At 65.8% G+C, this 21,167-nt stretch carries 23 protein-coding genes and 1 pseudogene; 10 read left to right on the top strand and 14 right to left on the bottom strand.

The window, feature by feature from the left end; all coding sequences use genetic code 11:
- The first annotated feature begins 274 nt into the window (after positions 1-274).
- Positions 275-769, top strand: a complete 495-nt coding sequence (locus HEQ22_RS11375) for a tetratricopeptide repeat protein (protein ID WP_432768011.1) — start codon at positions 275-277, stop codon at positions 767-769.
- Positions 770-814: 45 nt separating this feature from the next.
- On the opposite strand, the gene HEQ22_RS11370 is transcribed toward HEQ22_RS11375, so the two are convergent.
- Positions 815-1,660, bottom strand: coding sequence for a PhzF family phenazine biosynthesis protein (locus HEQ22_RS11370; protein WP_432768010.1), 846 nt, complete (start codon positions 1,658-1,660; stop codon positions 815-817).
- Positions 1,657-2,235: a pyridoxamine 5'-phosphate oxidase gene (gene pdxH, locus HEQ22_RS11365; RefSeq protein WP_432768009.1), complete on the bottom strand. Its 579-nt coding sequence runs from the start codon at positions 2,233-2,235 to the stop codon at positions 1,657-1,659. Before pdxH ends, HEQ22_RS11370 begins: the two co-directional genes overlap by 4 nt.
- Before the next feature lie 140 nt (positions 2,236-2,375).
- On the opposite strand from pdxH, the gene HEQ22_RS11360 reads away from it, so the two are divergent.
- The 6 genes from HEQ22_RS11360 to HEQ22_RS11335 all read left to right on the top strand — a co-directional run bounded on the left by HEQ22_RS11360 (position 2,376) and on the right by HEQ22_RS11335 (position 9,485).
- Positions 2,376-3,299 carry a DnaJ C-terminal domain-containing protein gene (locus tag HEQ22_RS11360; RefSeq protein WP_432768008.1) on the top strand — a complete coding sequence of 308 codons (924 nt, stop codon included), beginning with the start codon at positions 2,376-2,378 and terminating at the stop codon, positions 3,297-3,299.
- A gap of 3 nt (positions 3,300-3,302) precedes the next feature.
- Positions 3,303-4,388 carry a YihY/virulence factor BrkB family protein gene (locus tag HEQ22_RS11355; RefSeq protein ID WP_432768007.1) on the top strand — a complete coding sequence of 362 codons (1,086 nt, stop codon included), beginning with the start codon at positions 3,303-3,305 and terminating at the stop codon, positions 4,386-4,388.
- On the top strand, positions 4,385-5,212 hold the full coding sequence (locus HEQ22_RS11350; RefSeq protein WP_432768006.1) for an SDR family oxidoreductase: 828 nt from the start codon (positions 4,385-4,387) through the stop codon (positions 5,210-5,212). Before HEQ22_RS11355 ends, HEQ22_RS11350 begins: the two co-directional genes overlap by 4 nt.
- On the top strand, positions 5,209-6,285 hold the full coding sequence (gene aroC, locus HEQ22_RS11345; RefSeq protein ID WP_432768005.1) for a chorismate synthase: 1,077 nt from the start codon (positions 5,209-5,211) through the stop codon (positions 6,283-6,285). Before HEQ22_RS11350 ends, aroC begins: the two co-directional genes overlap by 4 nt.
- A 7-nt stretch (positions 6,286-6,292) precedes the next feature.
- Positions 6,293-8,077, top strand: coding sequence for an SLC13 family permease (locus HEQ22_RS11340; RefSeq protein WP_432768004.1), 1,785 nt, complete (start codon positions 6,293-6,295; stop codon positions 8,075-8,077).
- A gap of 79 nt (positions 8,078-8,156) precedes the next feature.
- Positions 8,157-9,485 carry a dicarboxylate/amino acid:cation symporter gene (locus HEQ22_RS11335; RefSeq protein ID WP_432768003.1) on the top strand — a complete coding sequence of 443 codons (1,329 nt, stop codon included), beginning with the start codon at positions 8,157-8,159 and terminating at the stop codon, positions 9,483-9,485.
- A gap of 33 nt (positions 9,486-9,518) precedes the next feature.
- Here HEQ22_RS11335 and HEQ22_RS11330 read toward each other — a convergent pair whose 3' ends face one another.
- A complete protein-coding gene (locus HEQ22_RS11330) occupies positions 9,519-10,340 on the bottom strand; it encodes a hypothetical protein (RefSeq protein ID WP_432768002.1) in 822 nt (273 codons plus the stop codon).
- Between the two features lie 174 nt (positions 10,341-10,514).
- Between HEQ22_RS11330 and HEQ22_RS11325 the strand changes: the two genes are divergently transcribed.
- The 3 genes from HEQ22_RS11325 (at position 10,515) to HEQ22_RS11315 (ending at position 13,748) form a co-directional block, all read left to right on the top strand.
- A complete protein-coding gene (locus tag HEQ22_RS11325; protein WP_432768001.1) occupies positions 10,515-11,909 on the top strand; it encodes a cytochrome P450 in 1,395 nt (464 codons plus the stop codon).
- Positions 11,910-12,013: 104 nt separating this feature from the next.
- Complete coding sequence (locus HEQ22_RS11320; RefSeq protein WP_432768000.1) at positions 12,014-12,994, top strand: sulfite exporter TauE/SafE family protein; 981 nt, start codon at positions 12,014-12,016, stop codon at positions 12,992-12,994.
- 37 nt (positions 12,995-13,031) lie between these two features.
- On the top strand, positions 13,032-13,748 hold the full coding sequence (locus tag HEQ22_RS11315; protein ID WP_432767999.1) for an extensin-like domain-containing protein: 717 nt from the start codon (positions 13,032-13,034) through the stop codon (positions 13,746-13,748).
- A 6-nt stretch (positions 13,749-13,754) separates the two neighbouring features.
- On the opposite strand, the gene HEQ22_RS11310 is transcribed toward HEQ22_RS11315, so the two are convergent.
- The 11 genes and pseudogenes from HEQ22_RS11310 to HEQ22_RS11260 all read right to left on the bottom strand — a co-directional run bounded on the left by HEQ22_RS11310 (position 13,755) and on the right by HEQ22_RS11260 (position 21,052).
- The gene (locus HEQ22_RS11310; RefSeq protein WP_432767998.1) at positions 13,755-14,111 is read right to left on the bottom strand and encodes a HesB/IscA family protein; all 357 of its coding nucleotides are present in this window, start codon (positions 14,109-14,111) and stop codon (positions 13,755-13,757) included.
- Positions 14,111-14,605: an SUF system Fe-S cluster assembly protein gene (locus HEQ22_RS11305; RefSeq protein WP_432767997.1), complete on the bottom strand. Its 495-nt coding sequence runs from the start codon at positions 14,603-14,605 to the stop codon at positions 14,111-14,113. Before HEQ22_RS11305 ends, HEQ22_RS11310 begins: the two co-directional genes overlap by 1 nt.
- A complete protein-coding gene (locus HEQ22_RS11300) occupies positions 14,602-15,798 on the bottom strand; it encodes an aminotransferase class V-fold PLP-dependent enzyme (RefSeq protein ID WP_432767996.1) in 1,197 nt (398 codons plus the stop codon). The genes HEQ22_RS11305 and HEQ22_RS11300 overlap by 4 nt, the downstream gene beginning before the upstream one ends.
- 104 nt (positions 15,799-15,902) lie before the next feature.
- Positions 15,903-16,628, bottom strand: a complete 726-nt coding sequence (locus tag HEQ22_RS11295; protein WP_432767995.1) for a SufD family Fe-S cluster assembly protein — start codon at positions 16,626-16,628, stop codon at positions 15,903-15,905.
- 154 nt (positions 16,629-16,782) lie between these two features.
- Complete coding sequence (gene sufC, locus HEQ22_RS11290) at positions 16,783-17,526, bottom strand: Fe-S cluster assembly ATPase SufC (protein ID WP_432767994.1); 744 nt, start codon at positions 17,524-17,526, stop codon at positions 16,783-16,785.
- Positions 17,510-17,917 (bottom strand): hypothetical protein, encoded by a 408-nt coding sequence (locus tag HEQ22_RS11285; RefSeq protein ID WP_432767993.1) that lies wholly within the window; start codon positions 17,915-17,917, stop codon positions 17,510-17,512. The genes sufC and HEQ22_RS11285 overlap by 17 nt, the downstream gene beginning before the upstream one ends.
- Entirely contained in the window at positions 17,914-18,312 is a 399-nt protein-coding gene (locus HEQ22_RS11280; protein WP_432767992.1) for a DUF559 domain-containing protein, read from the bottom strand. The genes HEQ22_RS11285 and HEQ22_RS11280 overlap by 4 nt, the downstream gene beginning before the upstream one ends.
- A gap of 161 nt (positions 18,313-18,473) precedes the next feature.
- Positions 18,474-18,653, bottom strand: a pseudogene (locus HEQ22_RS11275) (ATP-binding cassette domain-containing protein); the annotation flags it as partial.
- Positions 18,640-19,062, bottom strand: coding sequence for a hypothetical protein (locus HEQ22_RS11270; RefSeq protein WP_432767991.1), 423 nt, complete (start codon positions 19,060-19,062; stop codon positions 18,640-18,642). The pseudogene HEQ22_RS11275 and the gene HEQ22_RS11270, both read right to left, overlap by 14 nt.
- A complete protein-coding gene (gene sufB, locus HEQ22_RS11265; protein WP_432767990.1) occupies positions 19,059-20,546 on the bottom strand; it encodes a Fe-S cluster assembly protein SufB in 1,488 nt (495 codons plus the stop codon). Before sufB ends, HEQ22_RS11270 begins: the two co-directional genes overlap by 4 nt.
- On the bottom strand, positions 20,543-21,052 hold the full coding sequence (locus HEQ22_RS11260; RefSeq protein WP_432767989.1) for an RrF2 family transcriptional regulator: 510 nt from the start codon (positions 21,050-21,052) through the stop codon (positions 20,543-20,545). The genes sufB and HEQ22_RS11260 overlap by 4 nt, the downstream gene beginning before the upstream one ends.
- Positions 21,053-21,167 lie beyond the last annotated feature (115 nt).

Below are 21,167 nucleotides of genomic sequence, written 5' to 3'. Positions count from 1 at the left end.
TGCGCCGCTTCGTCTTTCTTCTCCGCGTCTCCGCGCCTCCGTGTGAACAACATCTCTATCTCTGCGCCTCTGCGCGAAATATTTGAAAGACGGCATCCGACCAGAAGCTGCCCTACTTAACCCCGTTCGCATCGAGCGAAGTCGAGATGCCCATCGGCGTGGTGTGAGGTCGACGCGTGTCTCGACTTCGCTCGACACGAACGGATTGGGGATGGCCTTTAACGACCGGTTGTGGACGTTAGGGCGTGATCAATTTCGGTGTTAAGCAGCTGCTATGGTGAGCACAGAGGCCCTGTTCCGCATCGCCGATGCTGCTGAAGAGGCAGGCAACTACGACCTTGCGCTTCGATCCTTTGAGCGTGGAGCGTCGCTCGGCGACAGCATGTGTCTTTGTCGCCTTGCTTACCTCTTCGACGTTGGAATCGGAGTGGACCCCGATAAGGTAGCGGCAATGCGCCTTTACCGTCGGGCATGGCGCATTGATCGCGACACCGTCGCAGGAGCAAACATTGCCATTCTTTACCGAGAGCAAAAGAACTGGCGTCAAACGTTCCGCTGGTGGCAGCGTGTAGCAGGGCTGGGAGACGGAAGCGCGAACCTAGAGTTAGCAAAGTGCTATTTACGCGGGCAAGGCGTGAGACGAGACCCGCAAGCTGCCCTCCGATGCTTGGCCGCTGCCGAGGGTTCGATATACATAACTGAATACGAGCGCGAACTTGCTCGACGGCTCTTGGGCAGGCTTCGTCCCCGGGGGCTCAATAGCTGCTAACGTCCGCTTTCCACCCCAAAGCTGACCTTCGCTTAGCCAGCGATTTTAAAGCAGAAACTCGCCCACCAGCGTCGTCACGCACGTCCCGCTGAGTTCGACCATCGCGCCGTCCATCCGGCATCCGACATGGCCGCCGCGCTTGCTCGCCTGATAGGCGGCGAAGCTGTCGCGGCCGAGGCGCGCCGACCAATAGGGCGTCAGCACGCTGTGCGCCGATCCGGTCACCGGGTCTTCGTCGATCCCGGCGCCGGGCGCAAAGGCGCGGCTGACGACATCGGCGCCCGACGGATCGCCGCCGCCCGGCGCGGTGGCGATGTACAGGACGTCGCCGCCCTGTTTCAGCGCGCGGAAATCGGGGGCCAGCGCGCGCACGGCGGCCGCGTCGGCATAGACGATCAAGGCATAGCCGCCCGGATGCCACAAGGTTTCCACCGCATCGCCGCCAAGCGCATCGACGATATCGGGCATGGCCTTGGGCGCAGGCGGATAGGCGGGCAGCGCCATGCGATAGCGTTCGTCGCCGTCGCCGTCGTCGCCCCCTTCCTTGCCACCGGCGCGCGCGACCTGCAAAATGCCCGCCTTGCGGGTGCGAAAACGCATTTCCTCGCGCCACGGCGCCGCCGACAGCAGGACATGGCCGCTCGCCAGCGTCGCATGACCGCACAGCGCGACCTCGACCGTCGGGGTGAACCAGCGCAATTCATAATCGGCGGCGTCGCTTTCATCGGGGACCAGAAAGGCGGTCTCGGCGAGGTTGTTTTCGGCCGCGATCGCCTGGAGCATGGCGTCGCCCAGCCATTCGTCGAGCGGCATCACCGCCGCCGGGTTGCCGGTGAAGGCGCGGTCGGCGAAGGCATCGACCTGGGTGATCGGCAGGCGGCGCCAGCTCATGGGTAGAGCAGCCCGCTCGCCCAGCCGTCGCCATCGCGCGTAAAACGCGTGCGTTCGTGCAGCCGGTGGGCGCGATCCTGCCAGAATTCGATCGCGTCGGGGATGACGCGCCACCCCGACCAGCGCGGCGGGCGCGGGACGTCGCCGCCCGCGAAGCGCGCCTGCGCCTCGGCAAAGCGGGCCTCGAAGGTTTCGCGGCGGTCGAGCGGGCGCGACTGGTCGCTCGCCCACGCGCCGAGCTGCGAATCGCGGCTGCGCGTGGCGAAATAGGCGTCGGCGGTGGCGGCGTCGACCGGGGTCACCGGCCCCTCGATGCGGATCTGGCGGCGCAGCGACTTCCAGTGAAACAGCAGCGCGACCTGCGGGTTGGCCGCCAGCTCGCCGCCCTTGCGGCTGTCGAGGTTGGTGTAGAAAACGAAGCCGTCGGGGCCATGCCCCTTCAGCAGCACCATGCGCAGCGACGGCTGTCCGTCGGGCGCACTGGTGGTGAGCGCCATCGCATTGGGATCGTTGGGCTCGCTGGCGCGGGCTTCGGCGAACCAGGCGTCGAACAGCGCGAAGGGATCGGTTGTCATGCGCGCGGTCATAATGCGGTGGAGCGCGATGGTCGAGTTTCATCGACCGGCCACGGAACTTGACCCCGCGGCGCGACATTACCACATCGCGGCGCAATCGGGCCTTTCCGCCCAACATCTTATCGGGCTATTGGAGCGATATGGCAGATCCCTATTCCACCCTGGGCGTCGCAAAGGACGCGAGCGACGCGGAAATCAAGACCGCGTACCGCAAGCTCGCCAAGGAATTGCACCCCGACAAGAACAAGGACAATCCAAAGGCGTCGGAAAAATTCTCCGACGTCACGCGGGCCTATGACCTGCTGTCGGACAAGACGAAGCGCGCCCAGTTCGACCGCGGCGAGATCGACGCCGACGGCAATCCGGCGATGCCCTTCGGTTATGGCGGCGGCGGGTTTCGCGGCGATCCGCGCGGCGGCGGCCCGCAGGGCGGCTTCGGCGGCGAGGGCGCGGATATCTCCGACCTGTTCGAAGGGCTGTTCGGCGGCCGCGCCGGTGGCGGCAGCCCGTTCGGCGGTTTCGGCGGCCGCAGCGCGCCGCCGCCCAAGGGCGCCAATGTCGCCTATCGCCTGGCGGTGTCGTTCGTCGACGCCGCGACGCAGGCGCCGCAGCGGATCACGCTCGCCGATGGCGGGACGATAGACCTGAAGCTGCCCGCCGGGGTCGAGACGGGCACTCAGATGCGGCTCGCCGGCAAGGGGCAGCCGGGGCCGGGCGGCAACGGCGACGGTATCGTCACGATCAGCGTCAAGGACCATCCATTCTATGTCCGCGAAGGCGCGAATATCCGCCTCGACCTGCCGATCACGCTGAACGAGGCGGTCGCGGGCGCCAAGGTCAAGGTGCCGACGGTCGACGGCCCGGTGATGCTGTCGATCCCCGCCGGATCGACCTCGGGCAAGGTGATGCGGCTGAAGGGCAAGGGATTCAGCCAGAAAAGCGGCGGTCGCGGCGACCAGCTGGTGCGGCTGATGATCGACCTGCCGGCAGAAGACCCGGAGCTGGCGAAATTCGTCGGCGCGTGGACCGACGACCGCGCGGTGCGCGCGGACCTGGGTGGGTAATTGGTGACCGATCGCACCGAACCGGCCGATGCCGCCGCGCTCGAGCGCGAGGTTGCCGAGGAGGTCGGCCGGGAGTTTCTGGCTGGCGGCCAGTCGCCGCATTCGCCCGAAGCGCGCGCCGAGCGCGACAAGCGGATCAAGCTGCGCGCGCGCGCCGAGGGGATCATCCACCGCGGTCGCAAGACGCTGGGGCCGGGGACGCGCGCCTTTCATATCGTGCGCCGCGTCGTCGTCGGCACCTATACCGACGGCTTCATCCACGCCGGCAATCTCGCCTATCTGGCGCTGATCGCGCTGTTTCCCTTCTTCATCCTGCTCGCCGCGGCGCTCAGCCTGTTCGGTGGCAGCGCCGGCGGCGAAGCGGCGGTCGGCGCGGTGTTTTCGCTGATGCCGCCGACGGTCGCGAGGGCGCTGTCGGGACCGATCAGCGAGGTGATGAGCGCGCGCACCGGCATTTTCCTGTGGCTGGGCGCGCTCGTCGCGCTGTGGACGGTGGGCAGTCTGGTCGAAACGATCCGCGACATCCTCCGCCGCGCCTATGGCACCCATTTTTCCAAGGGCTTCTTCCATTACCGGTTGCTGTCGATCGGCATCATCACCGGCGCCGTGGTGCTGATGCTGCTGTCGTTCAGCATGCAGGTGCTGATCGTCGGGATCGAGGAATTCGTGACGCGGTTCCTGCCCGCCGCCTATCAGTCGTGGGGCGTCGTCGCGATTTCCCGCGGCGTGTCGGGCGCCGGCCTGTTCCTTGCCATCTACATGCTGTTCTACACGCTGACCCCGTCGAAATACCGGCGGCTGAAGAAATGCCCGAAATGGCCCGGCGCGCTGTTCACGACCCTGTGGTGGATCGGCGTTACGTTGGCGCTGCCGCCGTTGCTCGCCAGCCTGCTCAGCTATGACGCAACCTACGGCAGCCTCGCGGGTGTCATGGTCGCGCTGTTCTTTTTCTATCTCGTCGGACTGGGTATGGTGATCGGGGCCGAACTCAACGCGGCGCTCGTCGAGGTTGAGGATTTGGGCCGCGACGCTATTGGGCCTGTGGACGACATCAAAGTGACGCACAAAGGGGCCGGAGAAAATATATGACGGGTCTGATGAAGGGCAAACGCGGGCTGATCATGGGGCTCGCCAACGACAAGTCGCTCGCCTGGGGCATCGCCAAGGCGCTGCACGGCGCGGGCGCCGAGCTGGCGATCAGCTATCAGGGCGAGGTTATGCTGAAGCGGGTGAAACCGCTCGCCGACCAGCTCGGCTGCGATTTGCTGATCGACTGCGACGTCGCCGACATGACCAACCTCGACGCGGCCTTCGCGACGCTGGGCGCACGCTGGCCGACGATCGATTTCGTCGTCCACGCGATCGGCTACACCAACAAGGAGGCGCTGCGCGGCCATTATGCCGACGTCACGCTCGACGATTTCCTGATGACGATGAACATCAGCGTCTACAGCTTCACCGCGGTGGCCAGGCGCGCCGCGGCGATGATGCCGCCGCTCGATCCCGAAACCGGCAAGGGCGGCGGCTCGCTGCTGACCTTGAGCTATTATGGCGCCGAAAAGGTCATCCCGCATTACAATGTGATGGGCGTCGCCAAATCGGCGCTCGAGACCAGCGTCAAATATCTCGCCAACGATTATGGTCCGCAGGGGGTGCGTGTGAACGCGATCTCGGCCGGTCCGATCAAGACGCTCGCCGCGTCGGGCATCGGCGATTTCCGCCTGATCCTGAAATGGAACGAGTTCAACGCCCCGCTGCGCCGCAACGTCACCATCGACGACGTCGGCGGCTCGGCGCTCTATCTGCTCAGCGATCTCGCGAGCGGGGTGACGGGCGAAACGCATCACGTCGACGCCGGCTACCACACGATCGGCATGAAGCAGGAAGACGCGCCGGACATCGCGCTGGCATGAGTTTCAACAGCTTCGGGCGCGTTCTTCGCTTCACGACCTGGGGGGAGAGCCACGGTGCCGCGCTCGGCGCCGTCGTCGATGGCTGCCCGCCGCGGCTGTCGCTGTCCGAGGCCGATATCCAGCCGTTCCTCGACAAACGCCGCCCCGGCCAGTCGCGCCACACGACGCAGCGGCAGGAGCCCGATCAGGTGCGCATCTTGTCGGGGGTGTTCGAAGGCAAGACCACCGGCACCCCGATCAGCCTGATGATCGACAATGTCGATCAGCGCTCGAAGGATTATGGCGAGATCGCGCAGGCCTATCGCCCCGGCCACGCCGATTACAGCTATGACGCCAAATACGGCATCCGCGACTATCGCGGCGGCGGCCGGTCGAGCGCGCGCGAAACCGCGGCGCGCGTCGCCGCGGGCGGGGTCGCGCGGCTGGTCATCCCCGAAGTCCAGATCCACGCCTGGGTCGCCGAAATCGGCGGCGACGCGATCGATCCCGCCAACTTCGACCTCGAAGAAATCGACCGCAATCCCTTTTTCTGCCCCGACCCCGCCGCGGCGCAGCGCTGGGAGGGACTGATGGACGCGGCGCGCAAGGCGGGCAGCTCGCTCGGCGCCGTCATCGAATGCGCCGCGAGCGGTGTCCCCGCCGGCTGGGGCGCGCCGATCTATGCCAAGCTCGACAGCGACCTCGCCGCCGCGATGATGGGGATCAACGCGGTGAAAGGCGTCGAGATTGGCGCGGGCTTCCACGCCGCGCGCCTCCGCGGTGAGGAAAATGCCGATCCGATGCGCCCTGCCACCGACGGCAGCAACCGCCCCGATTTCCTGTCGAACAACGCCGGCGGCATCGCCGGCGGCATTTCGACCGGCCAGCCGGTCGTCGTCCGCGTCGCGTTCAAGCCGACCAGCTCGATCCTCACCCCCGTCCCCACCGTCAACCGGGCGGGCGAGGCCGCCGACATCGTCACCAAGGGCCGCCACGATCCGTGCGTCGGCATTCGCGGGGCGCCGGTGGTCGCGGCGATGATGGCGCTCGTACTCGCCGATCACAAACTGCTCCACCGCGCACAATGCGGGTGACCGCGGCGTGATCGAGGCGGTTCGCACCTTCATCGACGCACATCAGGCGGTGATTTCGCTCGTCGTGCTCGCGGCGATCTTTGCCGGTTTCGTGATGGAACGGCTGCCCGCGACGGTGATCGCGGTGGTCGGCGCCTGCGTCTATCTGGCGCTCGGCATCCTCGACGCCGACGCGATGTATTCGGTCTTTTCCAACACCGCGCCGATTGTCATCGGGGCGATGTTCGTGCTGTCGGGGGCGCTGATCCGCACCGGGGTGATCCAGCGCGTCGCCGACAAGATCATGGCGCGCGCCGAAAAACACCCGCGCCTGGCGATCGTCGAGGTGCTGGTCGGGGCGCTCGTCGCCTCGGCCTTCCTCAACAACACGCCGGTCGTCGTCGTGCTGCTGCCGATCATGATCAAGCTCGCCGAAGTGACCGGGATCAGCGCCAAGAAGCTGCTGATGCCGCTGTCGATCGTCGCCGTGCTCGGCGGCACGCTGACGCTGATCGGCACCTCGACCAACCTCGTCGTCGACGGCATCGTCCGCGACGCCGGGATGGAGCGCTTCGGGATATTCGAGATCACCCCGATCGGGCTGGTCACCGCCGCGTCGGGGATGATCGGCCTCGCGCTGATGTGGTGGCTGCTGCCGGCCGACCGGCCGATCAGCGGCCCCGCGGGGACCGCCGATTCGCACCAGTATCTGACCGAACTGGTGCTCCAGGCCGACGATTATCTGGTCGGCGAGCGCGTCGAAATGTTCAAGGACCTGCCGCGGTCGGGGCGCGTCATCGGCGTCCGCCGCGGTTCGGCGGTGGTCCGCGGCGCCGAGCTCGAGCGCTGGACGCTCGCCGAGGGCGACCGGCTGATCGTCCGCGTCGACGGCGCGACGTTGATGACCTGGCGCGAACAGGGGCGCTTCCGGCTCGGCATCGGCAGCGGCGACCCGGCTGAGGGCGACATGGTCGTCGAAACGATGGTCGCATCGAACCACCCCGCCATCGGCCAGCGGCTCGCCGACATCCCCTTCCTACAGAAAATCCGCGCGCGGATCATCGGGCTCGACCGCCCCGCGCACGAGCCCGGCCCCGACCTCGCGAGCGTCCGCATCCGCCCCGCCGACCGCCTGCTCGTCGCCGGCGGCCCGCGCGAGGTCGAGGCGCTTCGCGACAATCCGCACCTGATCGGCGCCGATCTCGCCAAGGTGCGCGCCTTCCGCCGCGGCAAGGCGTGGATCGCGATCCTCTGCATGCTGTCAGTGGTGACGCTCGCCGCGCTCGATATCTTGCCGATCGGGGTCGCGGCGATCATCGCCATCGGCGTCATCCTCGTCACCCGCTGCATCGACAGCGAAGAGGCGTGGGGGACGATCGACGGCGACGTGCTGATCCTGATCTTTGCGATGCTCGCGGTCGGGCTGGCGCTCGAAAACAGCGGCGCGGTCGCGATGATGGTCGGCTGGGTCAAACCCTCGCTCGCCGATGCGCCCGCCTGGGTGCTGGTGTTCGGCATCTATTTCTTTGCGCTGATCCTGTCCGAACTGCTCAGCAACAATGCGGTTGCGGCGCTGATGGCGCCGGTGACGCTGGCGATCGCCGCCGAACTGGGGGTCGATCCGCGGCCCCTGCTGTTCGCCTTGATGATCGGCGCGTCGGCCTGTTTCGCCACCCCGATCGGCTATCAGACCAACACCATCGTCTATGCCGCCGGCGACTATCGCTTCGTCGATTTCGTCAAGATCGGCGTGCCGCTGAACATCATCACCGGCGTATCGACCTGTTTCGCCATCGTCTTTTTCATGACCTGAGCGCGCTCCGCGTCGGTTGCGCGGGCTCAGACCGGCGGCTAGGGTCGCGGTTTATACGGTCGCGACAAGGGGAATGAGGATGGCCGAAGCAACCATGGTGGCGCCCGCGGCGATGAGCGAGGATGCCCGCGCCAAGCGGCTGCAATGGCGGATGCTGTTCGGCTTCGTCGGCGGCCTGCTCGCCGGGCTTGCGGCGCATTACGGCGCCGCCGGGCAGCCTTGGGTGGCGGAGGTCATTTTCTATCTCGGCAAGGTCGGCGACGTCTTCCTGCGCCTCTTGTTCATGCTGGTCATCCCGCTGCTCGTCTCCGCGCTGATCGTCGGGGTCGCCGAAATGGGCGAGATGCGGGCGCTCAAGACGGTCGGGCTGCGCACGCTGATCTACACCATCGCCGTGTCGTCGATCGCCGTCGTGATCAGCCTGCTCGCGGTCAACCTGTTGCAGCCGGGGGCGGGGGTCGATCCGGCGCTGGCGCAGTCGCTGATCGCCGATGGCGCCGAACGCGCCGGCAGCATCATCCAGTCGAGCCGCGAGGCCAAATCCGGCGCCGACGCCATCGTCGCCATCGTCCCCAACAATTTCTTCCTCGCGATGTCCGAGAACGACGTGCTCGCGGTGATGTTCTTCGCGCTGTTTTTCGGCATCGGGCTGATGATGGTGCAGACGCCGCAGACCCAGGCGCTGAAAGCCGCGATCGAGGGGGTGTTCGAGGTCGCGATGAAGCTGATCGGGCTGGTCATCCAGCTCGCGCCGATCGCGATCTTCTGTTTCATGTTCAACCTCGGCGCGCAGTTCGGGGTCGACCTGCTCGTGCGTCTGTCGGCGTTCGTCGGCGTCGTGCTGCTCGCACTCGGGATCCAGATGTTCGTGGTCTTCCCGATCCTGCTCAAAACGCTGGCCAAAAAATCGCCGATCGCCTTTTTCCGCGAAACGCAGGAGGCCTTTGTGATGGCCTTCTCGACCGCGTCGTCGAACGCGACGCTGCCGACCGCGCTGCGCGTGGCGCGCGACCGCCTGCACCTGCCCGACCGTGTCGCACGCTTCGTGCTGACTATTGGCGCGACCGCCAATCAGAACGGCACCGCGATGTTCGAAGGGGTGACGGTGATCTTCCTCGCGCAATTTTTCGGGGTCGACCTGACGCTGCAGCAACAGATCATGGTGATGGCGGTGTGCATCCTGGGCGGCATTGGCACCGCGGGGGTGCCGGCCGGATCGCTGCCGGTGATCGCGCTGATCCTCGCCATGGTCGGGGTGCCGCCGGCGGGCATCGGCCTGGTGCTCGGCGTCGACCGTTTCCTCGACATGTGCCGCACGACCCTGAACGTGATCGGCGATCTGGTCGCTGCGACCGTGGTGTCGGCGGGGGTCAAGGACGAGCCGGCCGCGGGTTCCCCCGCGGCCTGACGCTCTAACCTATCGAACTAACTATCGAACCGATCAGTCTTCGCGGACGTTGTTGCCGCGGTCGGCGCGGCTTACCCGGTCCGCGGGTGCCGGCCGTGCCACGGGTGCCGGGCGCGCGACCGGCGCCGGGCGGGGCTGGCTGACCGCGCCCTGGCCGCGCGGCGGCAGGGGATTGCGGACGCCGCCGGGGTTGCCCGCGACCGGCGGGCGCGGACGCCCGCTGCCGACATTGCCATCGCGCGACGGACGCGGACGGCCTGCACCGGGGCCGCGGTCGGGACGTCCCGGACGCACCGGATTGGCCGTGCCCGGCGGGTAGTTGCCGTTGCCGGCACCCGGCGGCGGCGGGCGGTTGCCGCGCGGTCCGTCGTTGTCGCGATCGTTGCCGTTCCAGCCGCCGGGGCGTCCCGGACGTCCGGGGCGACCATCCTGATCGCCGCGGCCCGGACGGTTCCAGTGGCCGTCGCCGCGGCCGCCATGGTGACGCCACCACGCGCGGCGGCCGCCCCAGTAATTCAGATACTGGCCGTTCAGCGGATAGCGGTTGCGGTAATTGTCGAACATCCACATGCCGTAGCCGGGGTAATAATAATCGTCGTACCAGCCGCCGCCAAAGCCGATCTGGACAAAGCCGCTGCCATAGTCGGACCCGTCGTAACAGTCGTACCCATAGCCGTCGTCATAGGCATAGGGGTCATATTCGTCGTAATAGCCGGCGCCATAGCGCGTCTCGCACGCATAGCTGTTCGACGCATAACCGGCGCCGTTGACGCTGCCATAATAGCAGCCGCCGAGCGCGGTCGTCGCAAGCGCACCGAGCGCAATGGAGAGGGGGCGGCGGAATCGATCGATCATGGCATTGTCCTTTGGTGGACCAACGGGCGGACCCGGTGATTGGATGCCAAATTGCCCGAGTCGAGTTGAATTTGCGGTGAATGGAGTCCCATCCTGTAACAGGCGTTACTTGCATCGATGTCAGTAGTGAGCTAGCCATGCCTCTCTGGCGAGGTTGGACAAGGGTTTGCGGCGATGAATGCTCCTGCGAAGATCAAATGGTCGGAAGGCCGCTTCGGGCCCGATACCGCGCACTGGCTGCCGCGCAATCCCGACGCGACGCTCGACCATATTCCGGGCGAGGACGGGATGCCGGTGATCGGCAACACGCTGGAGCAGCTGCGCGACTATCCCGGTTTTGCCCGGCGGATGGTCGAAACCTACGGCCGCGTCTATCGCAACAACAGCTTCGGCGGGCGCAGCGTCGCGCTGCACGGGCCCGAGGCGAACGAGCTGGTGATGTTCGACCGCGACAAGATATTCTCGTCCGAACAGGGCTGGGGGCCGGTGCTCAACCTCTTGTTCCCGCGCGGGCTGATGCTGATGGATTTCGACAAGCACCGCGCCGACCGCAAGGTGCTGTCGGTCGCTTTCAAGCCCGAACCGATGCGCCACTATGCCGAATCGCTGAACGAAGGGATCAAGGATCGCATCGGCGCGTGGAGCGGCAAGACCTTCAAATTCTATCCGGCGATCAAGGAACTGACGCTCGATCTGGCCGCGACCAGCTTCCTCGGTATCCCGTGGGGGCCGGAGGCCGACAAGGTCAACCAGGCGTTCGTCGACATGGTACAGGCGTCGATCGGCGTCGTCCGCCGCCCGCTGCCCTTCACCGCGATGGGCCGCGGTGCCAGGGGGCGCGCCTATCTGGTCGATTATTTCGGTCGCATGGTGCCCGCGCGGCGCGAGGGGGCGGGTGAGGACATCTTCAGCCAGATCTGCCGCGCCAGGGACGACGACGGTGAATATCTGAGCGCCGGGGCGATCGTCGACCATATGAACTTCCTGATGATGGCGGCGCACGACACGATCACCAGTTCGGTGACGTCGATGGTCTGGATGCTCGCCAGGCATCCCGAATGGCAGGACCGGCTGCGCGCCGAAATGCTCGCCGTCGCCCCGGCGGGCGAGGGCGTCGGCCACAACAGCCTCGGCGAGCTCGAGCTCACCGAATGGGCGTTCAAGGAATCGCTGCGGCTGGTGCCGCCAGTGCCGAGCTTCCCGCGCCGCGCGCTCAAGGATTTCGAGTTCGGCGGCTACCGCATTCCCGCGGGCACCTCGGTCGGGGTCAGCCCCGCCTATACCCACATGATGGCCGAGCATTGGCCCGATCCCGACAAGTTCGACCCGATGCGCTTTTCGCCCGAAGTCGCGCGCGAGCGCCATAAATATGCGTGGGTGCCCTTCGGCGGCGGCGCCCACATGTGCCTGGGGCTGCACTTCGCCTATATGCAGGCGAAGATCTTTTTCCACCATGTCGTGACCACGCACCGCATCGTTATCGCGCCGGGTTACGATCCCGAATGGCAGATGCTGCCGATCCCGCGTCCGAAGGACGGGCTGACGGTGACCTTCGAACCGCTCGCCTGATCGCCGATCCCGCGCCCCATTTTGCCCCCTAGCCAGATGTGAGCGTTGTCATGTAGCGCCGCATCGGAAGGGCCGGCGCGAGCGACGCCGGCCAGGGGGCGGCGATGTTTTTCGAAAGCCGGATATTCCGCGGCTGGTACGCCGGGATGATGCTGCTGTGGGTCGTGCTGTTCGCGGCCCTCAACACGTTGCCGTTCCTGTGGGAGCATTGGTATTATCCCGCGATCATGGTGCTCGGCGCCTTCGTCGCGGGACTGACCCCCGAAGGCGGCGGCGCGGTCGCCTTTCCGGTGCTCAGCATCTTCCTCGACGTCGAGCGCACGATGGCGCGCGATTTCAGCCTGATGATCCAGTCGGTCGGGATGACCAGCGCGAGCGTGTGGATCCTGTCGCGCCGCAATCAATGCCTCGCCACCTACCGGCCGGTGCTGTGGTTCGTCCCCGTCGCCTTCGCGGGCTTCGTCACCGGCATGGCGACGCTCCAGGCGATGCCGGTGTACATCATCCAGGCGCTGTTCCTCAGCCTCATCCTGACCTTCGCACTCGCCTATGTATTCGGCGACCATCGCGGCGACCGGCCCGCGCTGGCGGCGACGGGGCCCGCCGACCATGCGATGCTCGCCGCGATGCTGTTCGTCGGCGGGCTCTGCGCCAGCCTGTTCGGCACCGGCGCCGACATCGTCATCTACACCCTGCTCGTCACCCGCTTTCGCATGGAGGAAAAGGCGGCAACCCACATCAGCATCATGGTGATGGCGGCAATATCGATCCTCGGCTACGCCTACCGCGTCGTCTGGGACGGCGGGATCAGCGATTACCAGGTGCGGACCTGGCTCTGCGCCTATCCGGTCGTGCTCTTCATGGCGCCGTTCGGCAGCTATGTGCTCAGCCGGCTCAACGTCGAATGGATGTTGCGGGCGATCGTCGCGCTCAACATCTTCCAGATGCTCTATTTCAACGGCAAGGATCCCAGCCTCGAAAAGCTCGCCTGGTCGGGCGGCTTTTCGCTGGTGCTGTTCGCGATCTTCTGGCTCTCGCTCGCGCGGCTCGCCCGCGGTCGGCGACAGGAAAATGGGCCCGCCTGACCTTGCCGCGGCGACATCCGCACGCCACTTAGGGCCGGTGAAAAGCCTCCGTCCCTATCTGATCTGGTTCGCGATCGCGGTGCTGCTGACCGTCGGCGCGATCCGCGGCATGCAGTGGGTGCGCGACCATCCCGAGCATTTCCCCGGCACGCGCTTCGAACTCGCGCATCCGCAGGGCTGGGCGACGCAGCGCAAGCTGACCGCGCTGGTCGGCGACGATGCCGCCTGTTTCGCCGCCTTCGACCGCGCCGCCGCCGGTTACGAACGCCGCCCCGCGGTCGGCGCCGGCACGTGCCGCGCCAGCCAGCGCATGGTGCTGACCGGCGACCGGCTGGTCCCGACGATGCGCCCGGCCACTGCCGCGCCGGGCTGCGCGGTGACCGCGACGATGGCGCTGTGGAACCGCGACGTCGTCCAGCCGCTGGCGCAGCAATATTTCGGGCAAAAGGTCGCCGCGCTCGAAAATCTCGGCAGCTACAACTGCCGCACGATCGGCGGCGGCGCGCGGCCGAGCGAGCATTCGACCGCCAATGCGATCGACATTTCGGCGTTCGTCCTCGCCGACGGGACGCGCATTTCGCTGATCAACGACTGGGACGAGCCCGACGTGCGCCGCGACTTCCTGCGCGCGGTGCGCGACGGGTCGTGCGACCTGTTCAACACCGTCCTGTCGCCCGATTACAACGTCGCGCACGCCGACCATTTCCACCTCGACATGGCGGTGCGGTCCGGCGGCTGGTCGGCGTGCCGCTGAGCGGCGCTAGACGGTAAAGCTCTCGCCGCAACCGCACGCACCCTTGGCGTTCGGATTTTCGAAGACGAAGCCGGCGGCGAAATCATCCTCGACCCAGTCCATGACGCTGCCGATCAGGTACAGCACCGATCCGCCGTCGATATAGAGCACACCGCCGGGGGTTTCGATCTTCTCGTCGAACTTCACCTCGTCGGTGATATAATCGACCGAATAGGCGAGCCCCGAACAGCCGCGGCGCGGTGTCGACAGCTTGACCCCGATCGCGCCGTCAGGCGCGGCTGCCATCAGCGCCGCGACACGCGCTTCGGCGTTGGCGGTCAGGGTGACCGCCGCGGGGCGGGTGCGGATTTTCGTCTCGGTCATCACAGCATTCCCAGTTCGAGCCGCGCTTCGTCGCTCATATTGTCGGGCGACCACGGCGGATCCCACACCAGATTGACCTCGGCATCGCCGACCCCTGGCACCGCGCCGACGCGCAGTTCGACCTCGGCGGGCATCGATTCCGCGACCGGGCAATGCGGCGTCGTCAGCGTCATCGTGACGACGGCATGCCCCTCGTCGATCTCGACGTTATAGATCAGGCCAAGGTCATAGATATTCACCGGGATTTCCGGGTCGTAAATGTCCTTGAGCGCATTGACGACGGCTTCGTACAGGTCGCCGCCGACCGCGCTCGGTGCGACCGCCGCGGGCTTGGCGGCGAGAAAGCCTTCCAGATAGTCGCGCTTGCGCTCGAGCTTCGCGCCCATCGTTTCGGGCGCGCTTTCCACATCCACGACGCGCGCCTTCGGCGGCGCCTCGACGCTGGTCACTTCCTCGACCTTGATGCCGGTCTCGTTCATGCGGTCCTCGCTCATCCGAAAATCCTTTCGACCCGCGACAGGCCTTCGATCAGCGCCGCCACGTCGTCGTCATTGCTGTACACGCCAAAACTCGCGCGCGCGGTCGCGGGGACACCCAGATGCTCCATCAGCGGCTGTGCGCAATGGTGCCCGGCGCGGATCGCGACCCCGCTTTCATCCAAGATAGTGCCGATGTCGTGCGGATGAACCCCCGCCATCGAAAAGCTCACGATTCCGGCGCTGTTTTCGGGGCCGAACAAGGTGATGCTGTTCTTGCGCGCCAGCGCCTCGCGCAAGCTGCCGACCAGCTGGCATTCATGCGCGTGGATCGCGTCGATGCCGATGCCCGCGACATAATCAACCGCCGCCGCCAGCCCGATCGCTTCGATGATCGCCGGCGTCCCCGCCTCGAAGCGCGTCGGCGCGGGGGCATAAGTCGTGCGCTCAAAGGTCACGCGGTCGATCATCGACCCGCCGCCCTGCCACGGCGGCAGGCTATCGAGCTTGTCGCTCCACAGCACGCCGATCCCGGTCGGGCCATAAAGCTTGTGCCCCGAAAAGACATAATAGTCGCAGCCGAGGGCCGCGACATCGACGGGCAGGCGAGGGACCGCCTGGCAACCGTCGACCAGCAGCTCGGCGTCAACGCGGTGCGCCAGTTCGGCCGCCCGCGCGACGTCGAGCGGGCTGCCGAGCACGTTCGACACATGCGCAAAGGCGACCATCGTATGTTCGGGGGTCAGCAGCTTTTCGGCGGCGTCGAGATCGATGCAGCCGTCGGCGGTCAGCGGGCAGACGTCGACCTGCCAGCCCGCCAGCTGCCACGGCACGATATTGCTGTGATGTTCGAGGGTCGAGAGCAGCACGCGGCCCTTGCGCGGATGGCTATAGGCGACCAGGTTGATCGCCTCGGTCGCGCCGCGCACGAAGGCGATCTGATCGTCCTTCGCCCCGATGAAGCCCGCAATCCGCCGCCGCGCCGCCTCATAGGCGAGCGTCATGTCGGCCGACCGCGCATAGACGCCGCGATGCACCGTCGCATAATCGCGCCCCATCGCATTCACGGTGGCGTCGATGACGGCCTGCGGCTTCTGCGCGGTGGCGGCGGTGTCGAGATAATGCCAATTGCCCGCGAGGCCCGGGAAATCGGCGCGCAGATCCTCCCCGGGACGGGGAGGGGGACCATCCGCAGGATGGTGGAGGGGCACAGGCGGTTTGCTTGCCGTATCGGGGGAAGGATTGGCCGCACGTACCCCTCCACCAGCTTCGCTGGTCCCCCTCCCCGTTCCGGGGAGGATCGTCGCGCTACCGCTCACACCAACTCCCCCAGCTTCGCCAGCGCCAGTTCCTGCAACCGCGCCTCATCCTCGGCGCCGTCGAACACCCCGGCAACAAACGCCTGCAACATCAGCTTCTTCGCCTCGCCCGGCGGAATCCCGCGCGATTGCAGATAGTATAGCGCCATCGCATCGAGTTCGCCGATCGCGCAGCCGTGCGCGCATTTCACATCGTCGGCGTAAATCTCCAGCTCGGGCTTGGCGTTCGCGGTCGCGCTGCGGTCGAGCAGCATCGCCTTCACATCCTGCGCGCTGTCGGTCTGCTGCGCGTCGCGCGCGACTGCGACCTTGCCCAGATAGGTACCGGTCGCGGTGCCGCCGAGCACCGATCGCACCACCTGCCGCGACGTCGCGCCGGGCTCGGCGTGGGTGATCGTGGTGACGATCTCCAGATTCTGCTCCCCGCCGCCGATCTGTGCCGCGCCAAGATGGAAGTCCGCGCCCTCGTGGAGCGTCACCGCCAGCTCGATCCGCCCATAAGCCCCGCCGACGTTCAGCACATGCAGCGAAGCCACCGCGCCCTTGCCGAGCACCAGCTCGATCTGCCGGATACCGCCCGCATCCTGCACGATCGCCCGCGCAAACTTGCCGCCCGTGGGCACGATAATGCTCTCGGGCGCCGGTAACGGCCACGCCGCAGCCACCGCGTCGATATCGGAGTAACGCCAGGCTTCGTCGCGGCGTGAGGGCAGGGCGGTCATGCAATCCTCCCCGGAACGGGGAGGGGGACCGCCCGAAGGGTGGTGGAGGGGGTTCGCGTGCGACCGCAACGTCGGCGGGCTTCGATGGCCCCCTCCGTCAGCCGCTGCGCGTCTGCCACCTCCCCACCAGTGGGGAGGATCTGATTGCGCTGCATCACGCCGCAATCTCCGCATACCCATGCGCTTCCAGCTCACGCGCCAGCTCCGGCCCGCCCGACTTCACGATCCGGCCCCCGGCCAGCACATGCACGAAATCGGGCTGCACATAATCGAGCAGCCGCTGGTAATGCGTGATCAGCAGAACCGCCTTGTCGGGGCGCCGCATGATCGAATTGATCCCGTCGCCCACCGTGCGCAGCGCATCGATGTCGAGGCCGCTGTCGGTCTCGTCGAGGATCGCGAGCTTGGGGTCGAGGATCCCCATCTGCACCATCTCGTTGCGCTTCTTCTCGCCGCCCGAAAAGCCGACGTTCACGGGTCGCTTCAGCATGTCCATGTCCATCTTGAGCAGCGCGGCTTTCTCGCGCGCCACCTTCAGAAACTCGCCGCCCGACAGCGGTTCTTCGCCCCGCGCCTTGCGCTGCGTGTTGAGCGCCTCGCGCAGGAACTGGACGTTCGACACGCCGGGGATTTCGACCGGATACTGGAACCCAAGGAACAACCCGGCGGCGGCGCGCTCGTGCGGTTCGAGGGCGAGAAGGTCTTGCCCGTCGAACTGGGCCGAACCTTCGGTGACCTCATAACCCGGCCGCCCGCCGAGCACATAGGACAAGGTCGATTTACCCGCGCCATTGGGCCCCATGATCGCATGGATCTCGCCCGCATTGATGCTGAGCGACAGGCCTTTCAGGATCGGCTTGTCGGCGACGGTGGCGTGGAGGTTAAGGATTTCCAGCATCTTGCGCTTTCATTCTGTCTAAAATCTTCTGCTCAGCGGCAGTGATCATCGTGTTGGCGGCCTTTTGCGCCGTTTCGCGGCTAGCGAAGGGCAGCTGCTCGCCGATGCCGTCGGCCAGCACATTCACCGCCGCCTCGCGTGCTCCGGCGACCGAAGCGACATCGGCAAAACTTTTCGGCAAATAGCCGAATTCCGCCTTGTAGCTTGCCGCGGCACCCAGCAAATCCTGCTCATAGGAGGTGATCACGCTGCGCACTTCGGGCGGGAGCGCCTGTGCAATCGTCGACGTGTCGAGCAAGCCACCGCCGTCACCGCCCGAGTCGGCGTCCCCGCATCCGGCCAATAGCGCCGCCGCAAGGACGACCGCCATTTTCGCAATCGGTCGCATCACCCGACACTCCCCTCAAGGCTGATCCCCAGCAATTTCTGTGCCTCGACCCTCTTAAGCCTCTCCCCTTCAGGGGAGGGGTTGGGGTGGGGTCTCTCGGCCTGACGCAAGGCTTCGGCAAGTAACTGCACCACGCCGTCCATATTGCTCATCACATCAGGATTGGTCACATGGACCGTGCGATATCCATGCTCAGCCAGCGCGGCGTCGCGCGTCCGATCTTTGGCTTCCTCATGCGTGTCGCCATCGACCTCGACGATCAGCTTCGCGCCCGAGCAAACGAAATCGGCGATCTGCCAGCCAATGACCTGCTGACGGCGAAACTTGTGACCATCCAACTGCCCGTTCGACAAACGCCGCCACAGCCGTTTTTCCGGCTCGGTCGGATTGTTGCGCATCTGGCGCGCGCGGCTTTGCAACTCTTCGATGGTGGAGGCCGATGGACCCCACCCCCGGCCCCTCCCCCGAAGGGGAGGGGTGTTTAGGCGCTTCGCCTCGTCGCGGAGCTTATAGCCCCTCCCCTTCAGGGGAGGGGTTGGGGTGGGGTCTATCGTCACCCGACCGACCCCTCGGTGACTTCATACCCCGGCCGCCCGCCGAGGACATAGGACAGCGTCGACTTGCCCGCGCCATTGGGCCCCATGATCGCATGGATCTCGCCCGCATGGATGCTGAGCGACAGGCCCTTCAGGATCGGCTTGTCGGCAACGGTGGCGTGGAGATTTTCAATTTTGAGCATTTTGTGCGCGATCTTCTTCTTCGACCATTTCAATAGTTTTTTTCGGAACATCTCGCACGAAAGCGCGCGCGAATGTTTTCATTGTTGTCTTGTTGAAGTCTGCGACACCCTCGCTCGCAAGCTGATCGATTTCGCTCGGAGACTTGTCCGGGTACATCGGCGTCAAATCTTGCGCTATCTGCGTGCGAAGCCGCTCGCTGAACGCAGTGCATGCGCGAATTGCGAAATCTGCGATCACCTTGTCGGAGGCCAGTTTCCGATCCTTCCGGTATTGGCGTAATGCCTCTTCCCGAATTTGTTCGGAAACGCAGTTTCGATATTCCTCCATACGCATGCCGAGCGTATCTGAGGCTTGCGGTTCGGTAGTCGAAGAGGCGGCAAGCAGCGCAATCAACAAGTAAGAAATCATCCCACGCTCCCCTCAAGGCTGATGCCCAGCAATTTCTGCGCCTCGACCGCAAACTCCATCGGCAGCTGCTGCAAGACTTCCTTGGCAAAGCCGTTGACGATCAGCGCCACCGCCTCTTCCTGCCCCAGCCCGCGCTGCATCGCGTAGAACAGCTGGTCGTCCGAAATCTTGCTCGTCGTCGCCTCATGCTCGACGGTCGCCGTCGGGTTGCGGACCTCGATGTACGGCACGGTGTGCGCGCCGCTGAGCGAGCCGAGCAGCAAGCTGTCGCACTGGGTGAAGTTGCGCACCCCCTCGGCATTCGGCGCGACGCGGACGATGCCGCGATAGGTGTTGTTCGACTTGCCCGCGCTGATCCCCTTGCTGACGATGGTCGATCGCGTGCGCTTGCCGTTGTGGATCATCTTGGTGCCGGTGTCGGCCTGCTGGAAATTGTTCGTCACCGCGACCGAATAGAATTCGCCGACGCTGTCGTCGCCGTTCAGCACGCAGCTGGGATATTTCCACGTCACCGCCGAGCCGGTTTCGACCTGCGTCCACGACACCTTGCTGCGCTTGCCCTGGCACAGCGCGCGCTTGGTCACGAAATTATAGATGCCACCCAGCCCCTCGGCATTGCCGGGATACCAGTTCTGCACCGTCGAATATTTGATCTCGGCATCGTCGAGCGTCACCAGTTCGACCACCGCCGCGTGGAGCTGGTTCTCGTCGCGCATCGGCGCGGTGCAGCCTTCGAGATAGCTGACGTACGCGCCCTTGTCGGCGATGATCAGCGTCCGCTCGAACTGCCCGGTATTTTCGGCGTTGATGCGGAAATAGGTGCTGAGCTCCATCGGGCAGCGCACCCCTTCGGGCACATAGACGAAGGTCCCGTCCGAAAAGACCGCGCAGTTCAAGGCCGCGAAATAATTGTCGTGCATCGGCACGACCTTGCCGAGCCACTTCTGAACCATCTCTGGATATTCGCGGATCGCTTCGCTGATCGACAGGAAGATCACGCCGGCGCGCTTCAGTTCCTCGCGGAAGGTCGTCGCGACGCTGACGCTGTCGAACACCGCATCGACCGCGACCTTGCGCGCGCCCTCGACCCCGGCGAGCACCTTCTGCTCCTCGATCGGGATGCCGAGCTTTTTATAGACCTCGAGGATCTCGGGATCGACCTCGTCGAGGCTGCCGAGCTTGGGCTTCGGCTTCGGCGCCGCGTAATAGTACGCGTCCTGATAATCGATCGGCGGCACGTTGAGCTTCGCCCAGTCGGGCGTCTCCATCGTCTGCCAATGACGAAACGCCTTCAGCCGCCAGTCGAGCATCCATTCGGGCTCGTTCTTCTTCGCCGAAATGAAGCGGACCGTATCCTCGGTCAGCCCCTTGGGCGCAAAGTCGGTCTCGATCGTCGAGGACCAGCCATGCTCATAATCGGCGACCTTCGCCGCGGCATCGTGCGCGGCCTGGTCTTTCACGGGCAGTTCGGTGTTGTCGGTCATTGCAAAATTCCATTCGCCTCGAGCGAAGTCGAGAGGCCCATCGGTCGTGCGCTGTCGAGGGGTGTCTCGACTTCGCTCGACACGAACGGGTTTGATTTGGTCGGGGCGACGGATAGCGTCGCCAAACTAATCTCTTGCAAAGCCCCGCGCACCGCGCCGTTCACGACGTCCCAATGCGGCTGCACCTTGCAATTGCCCTCGAGCGAGCAATCGTGGCGCCCTTCGGACACGCAGCTGGTCATCGCGATCGGCCCTTCGACCGCTTCGATGATGTCGGCGACGCTGATCGCCGCCGCGGGCCGCGCCAGCCGTACCCCGCCGCCGCTGCCGCGCGAGGCGACCAGCAGGCCGGCGCGGGCGAGGCCGCTCACCAGCTTCTGCGCCGTCGGCCCCGGAATGCCCGTCTGCGCCGCGAGCATGCCGGCATGGATGGGAACCGACCCGCACTGGCGCGCGGCGGCGCTCATCAGCACCACGGCATAATCGGCAAGGTTCGACAGGCGCATCTCGGTTCCGGACCTCTATCGTCCACGAATTGCGAACGATTCTTAACTGGAGTAAATCACTCCACTTACATAGGCCCGCCGTCGCGCGAGCGCAAGCAATCGCCGATATGCGCAA

The organism is Sphingopyxis sp., from assembly GCF_050916055.1.
In the GTDB taxonomy this organism is placed as follows: Bacteria; Pseudomonadota; Alphaproteobacteria; order Sphingomonadales; family Sphingomonadaceae; genus Sphingopyxis.
Note: the sequence above shows the minus strand (reverse complement) of the source record. Positions and strands in the feature narration are given on the sequence as shown.

Excerpts from the sequence above, each read along its gene's own strand:
- HEQ22_RS11375 (WP_432768011.1), top strand. The coding sequence starts at position 275 with ATGGTGAGCACAGAGGCCCTGTTCCGCATCGCCGATGCTGCTGAAGAG.
- HEQ22_RS11370 (WP_432768010.1), bottom strand. The coding sequence starts at position 1,660 with ATGAGCTGGCGCCGCCTGCCGATCACCCAGGTCGATGCCTTCGCCGAC.
- pdxH (WP_432768009.1), bottom strand. The coding sequence starts at position 2,235 with ATGACAACCGATCCCTTCGCGCTGTTCGACGCCTGGTTCGCCGAAGCC.
- HEQ22_RS11360 (WP_432768008.1), top strand. The coding sequence starts at position 2,376 with ATGGCAGATCCCTATTCCACCCTGGGCGTCGCAAAGGACGCGAGCGAC.
- HEQ22_RS11350 (WP_432768006.1), top strand. The coding sequence starts at position 4,385 with ATGACGGGTCTGATGAAGGGCAAACGCGGGCTGATCATGGGGCTCGCC.
- aroC (WP_432768005.1), top strand. The coding sequence starts at position 5,209 with ATGAGTTTCAACAGCTTCGGGCGCGTTCTTCGCTTCACGACCTGGGGG.
- HEQ22_RS11335 (WP_432768003.1), top strand. The coding sequence starts at position 8,157 with ATGGCCGAAGCAACCATGGTGGCGCCCGCGGCGATGAGCGAGGATGCC.
- HEQ22_RS11330 (WP_432768002.1), bottom strand. The coding sequence starts at position 10,340 with ATGATCGATCGATTCCGCCGCCCCCTCTCCATTGCGCTCGGTGCGCTT.
- HEQ22_RS11325 (WP_432768001.1), top strand. The coding sequence starts at position 10,515 with ATGAATGCTCCTGCGAAGATCAAATGGTCGGAAGGCCGCTTCGGGCCC.
- HEQ22_RS11320 (WP_432768000.1), top strand. The coding sequence starts at position 12,014 with ATGTTTTTCGAAAGCCGGATATTCCGCGGCTGGTACGCCGGGATGATG.
- HEQ22_RS11310 (WP_432767998.1), bottom strand. The coding sequence starts at position 14,111 with ATGACCGAGACGAAAATCCGCACCCGCCCCGCGGCGGTCACCCTGACC.
- HEQ22_RS11305 (WP_432767997.1), bottom strand. The coding sequence starts at position 14,605 with ATGAGCGAGGACCGCATGAACGAGACCGGCATCAAGGTCGAGGAAGTG.
- HEQ22_RS11295 (WP_432767995.1), bottom strand. The coding sequence starts at position 16,628 with ATGACCGCCCTGCCCTCACGCCGCGACGAAGCCTGGCGTTACTCCGAT.
- sufC (WP_432767994.1), bottom strand. The coding sequence starts at position 17,526 with ATGCTGGAAATCCTTAACCTCCACGCCACCGTCGCCGACAAGCCGATC.
- HEQ22_RS11280 (WP_432767992.1), bottom strand. The coding sequence starts at position 18,312 with ATGCGCAACAATCCGACCGAGCCGGAAAAACGGCTGTGGCGGCGTTTG.
- HEQ22_RS11270 (WP_432767991.1), bottom strand. The coding sequence starts at position 19,062 with ATGATTTCTTACTTGTTGATTGCGCTGCTTGCCGCCTCTTCGACTACC.
- sufB (WP_432767990.1), bottom strand. The coding sequence starts at position 20,546 with ATGACCGACAACACCGAACTGCCCGTGAAAGACCAGGCCGCGCACGAT.
- HEQ22_RS11260 (WP_432767989.1), bottom strand. The coding sequence starts at position 21,052 with ATGCGCCTGTCGAACCTTGCCGATTATGCCGTGGTGCTGATGAGCGCC.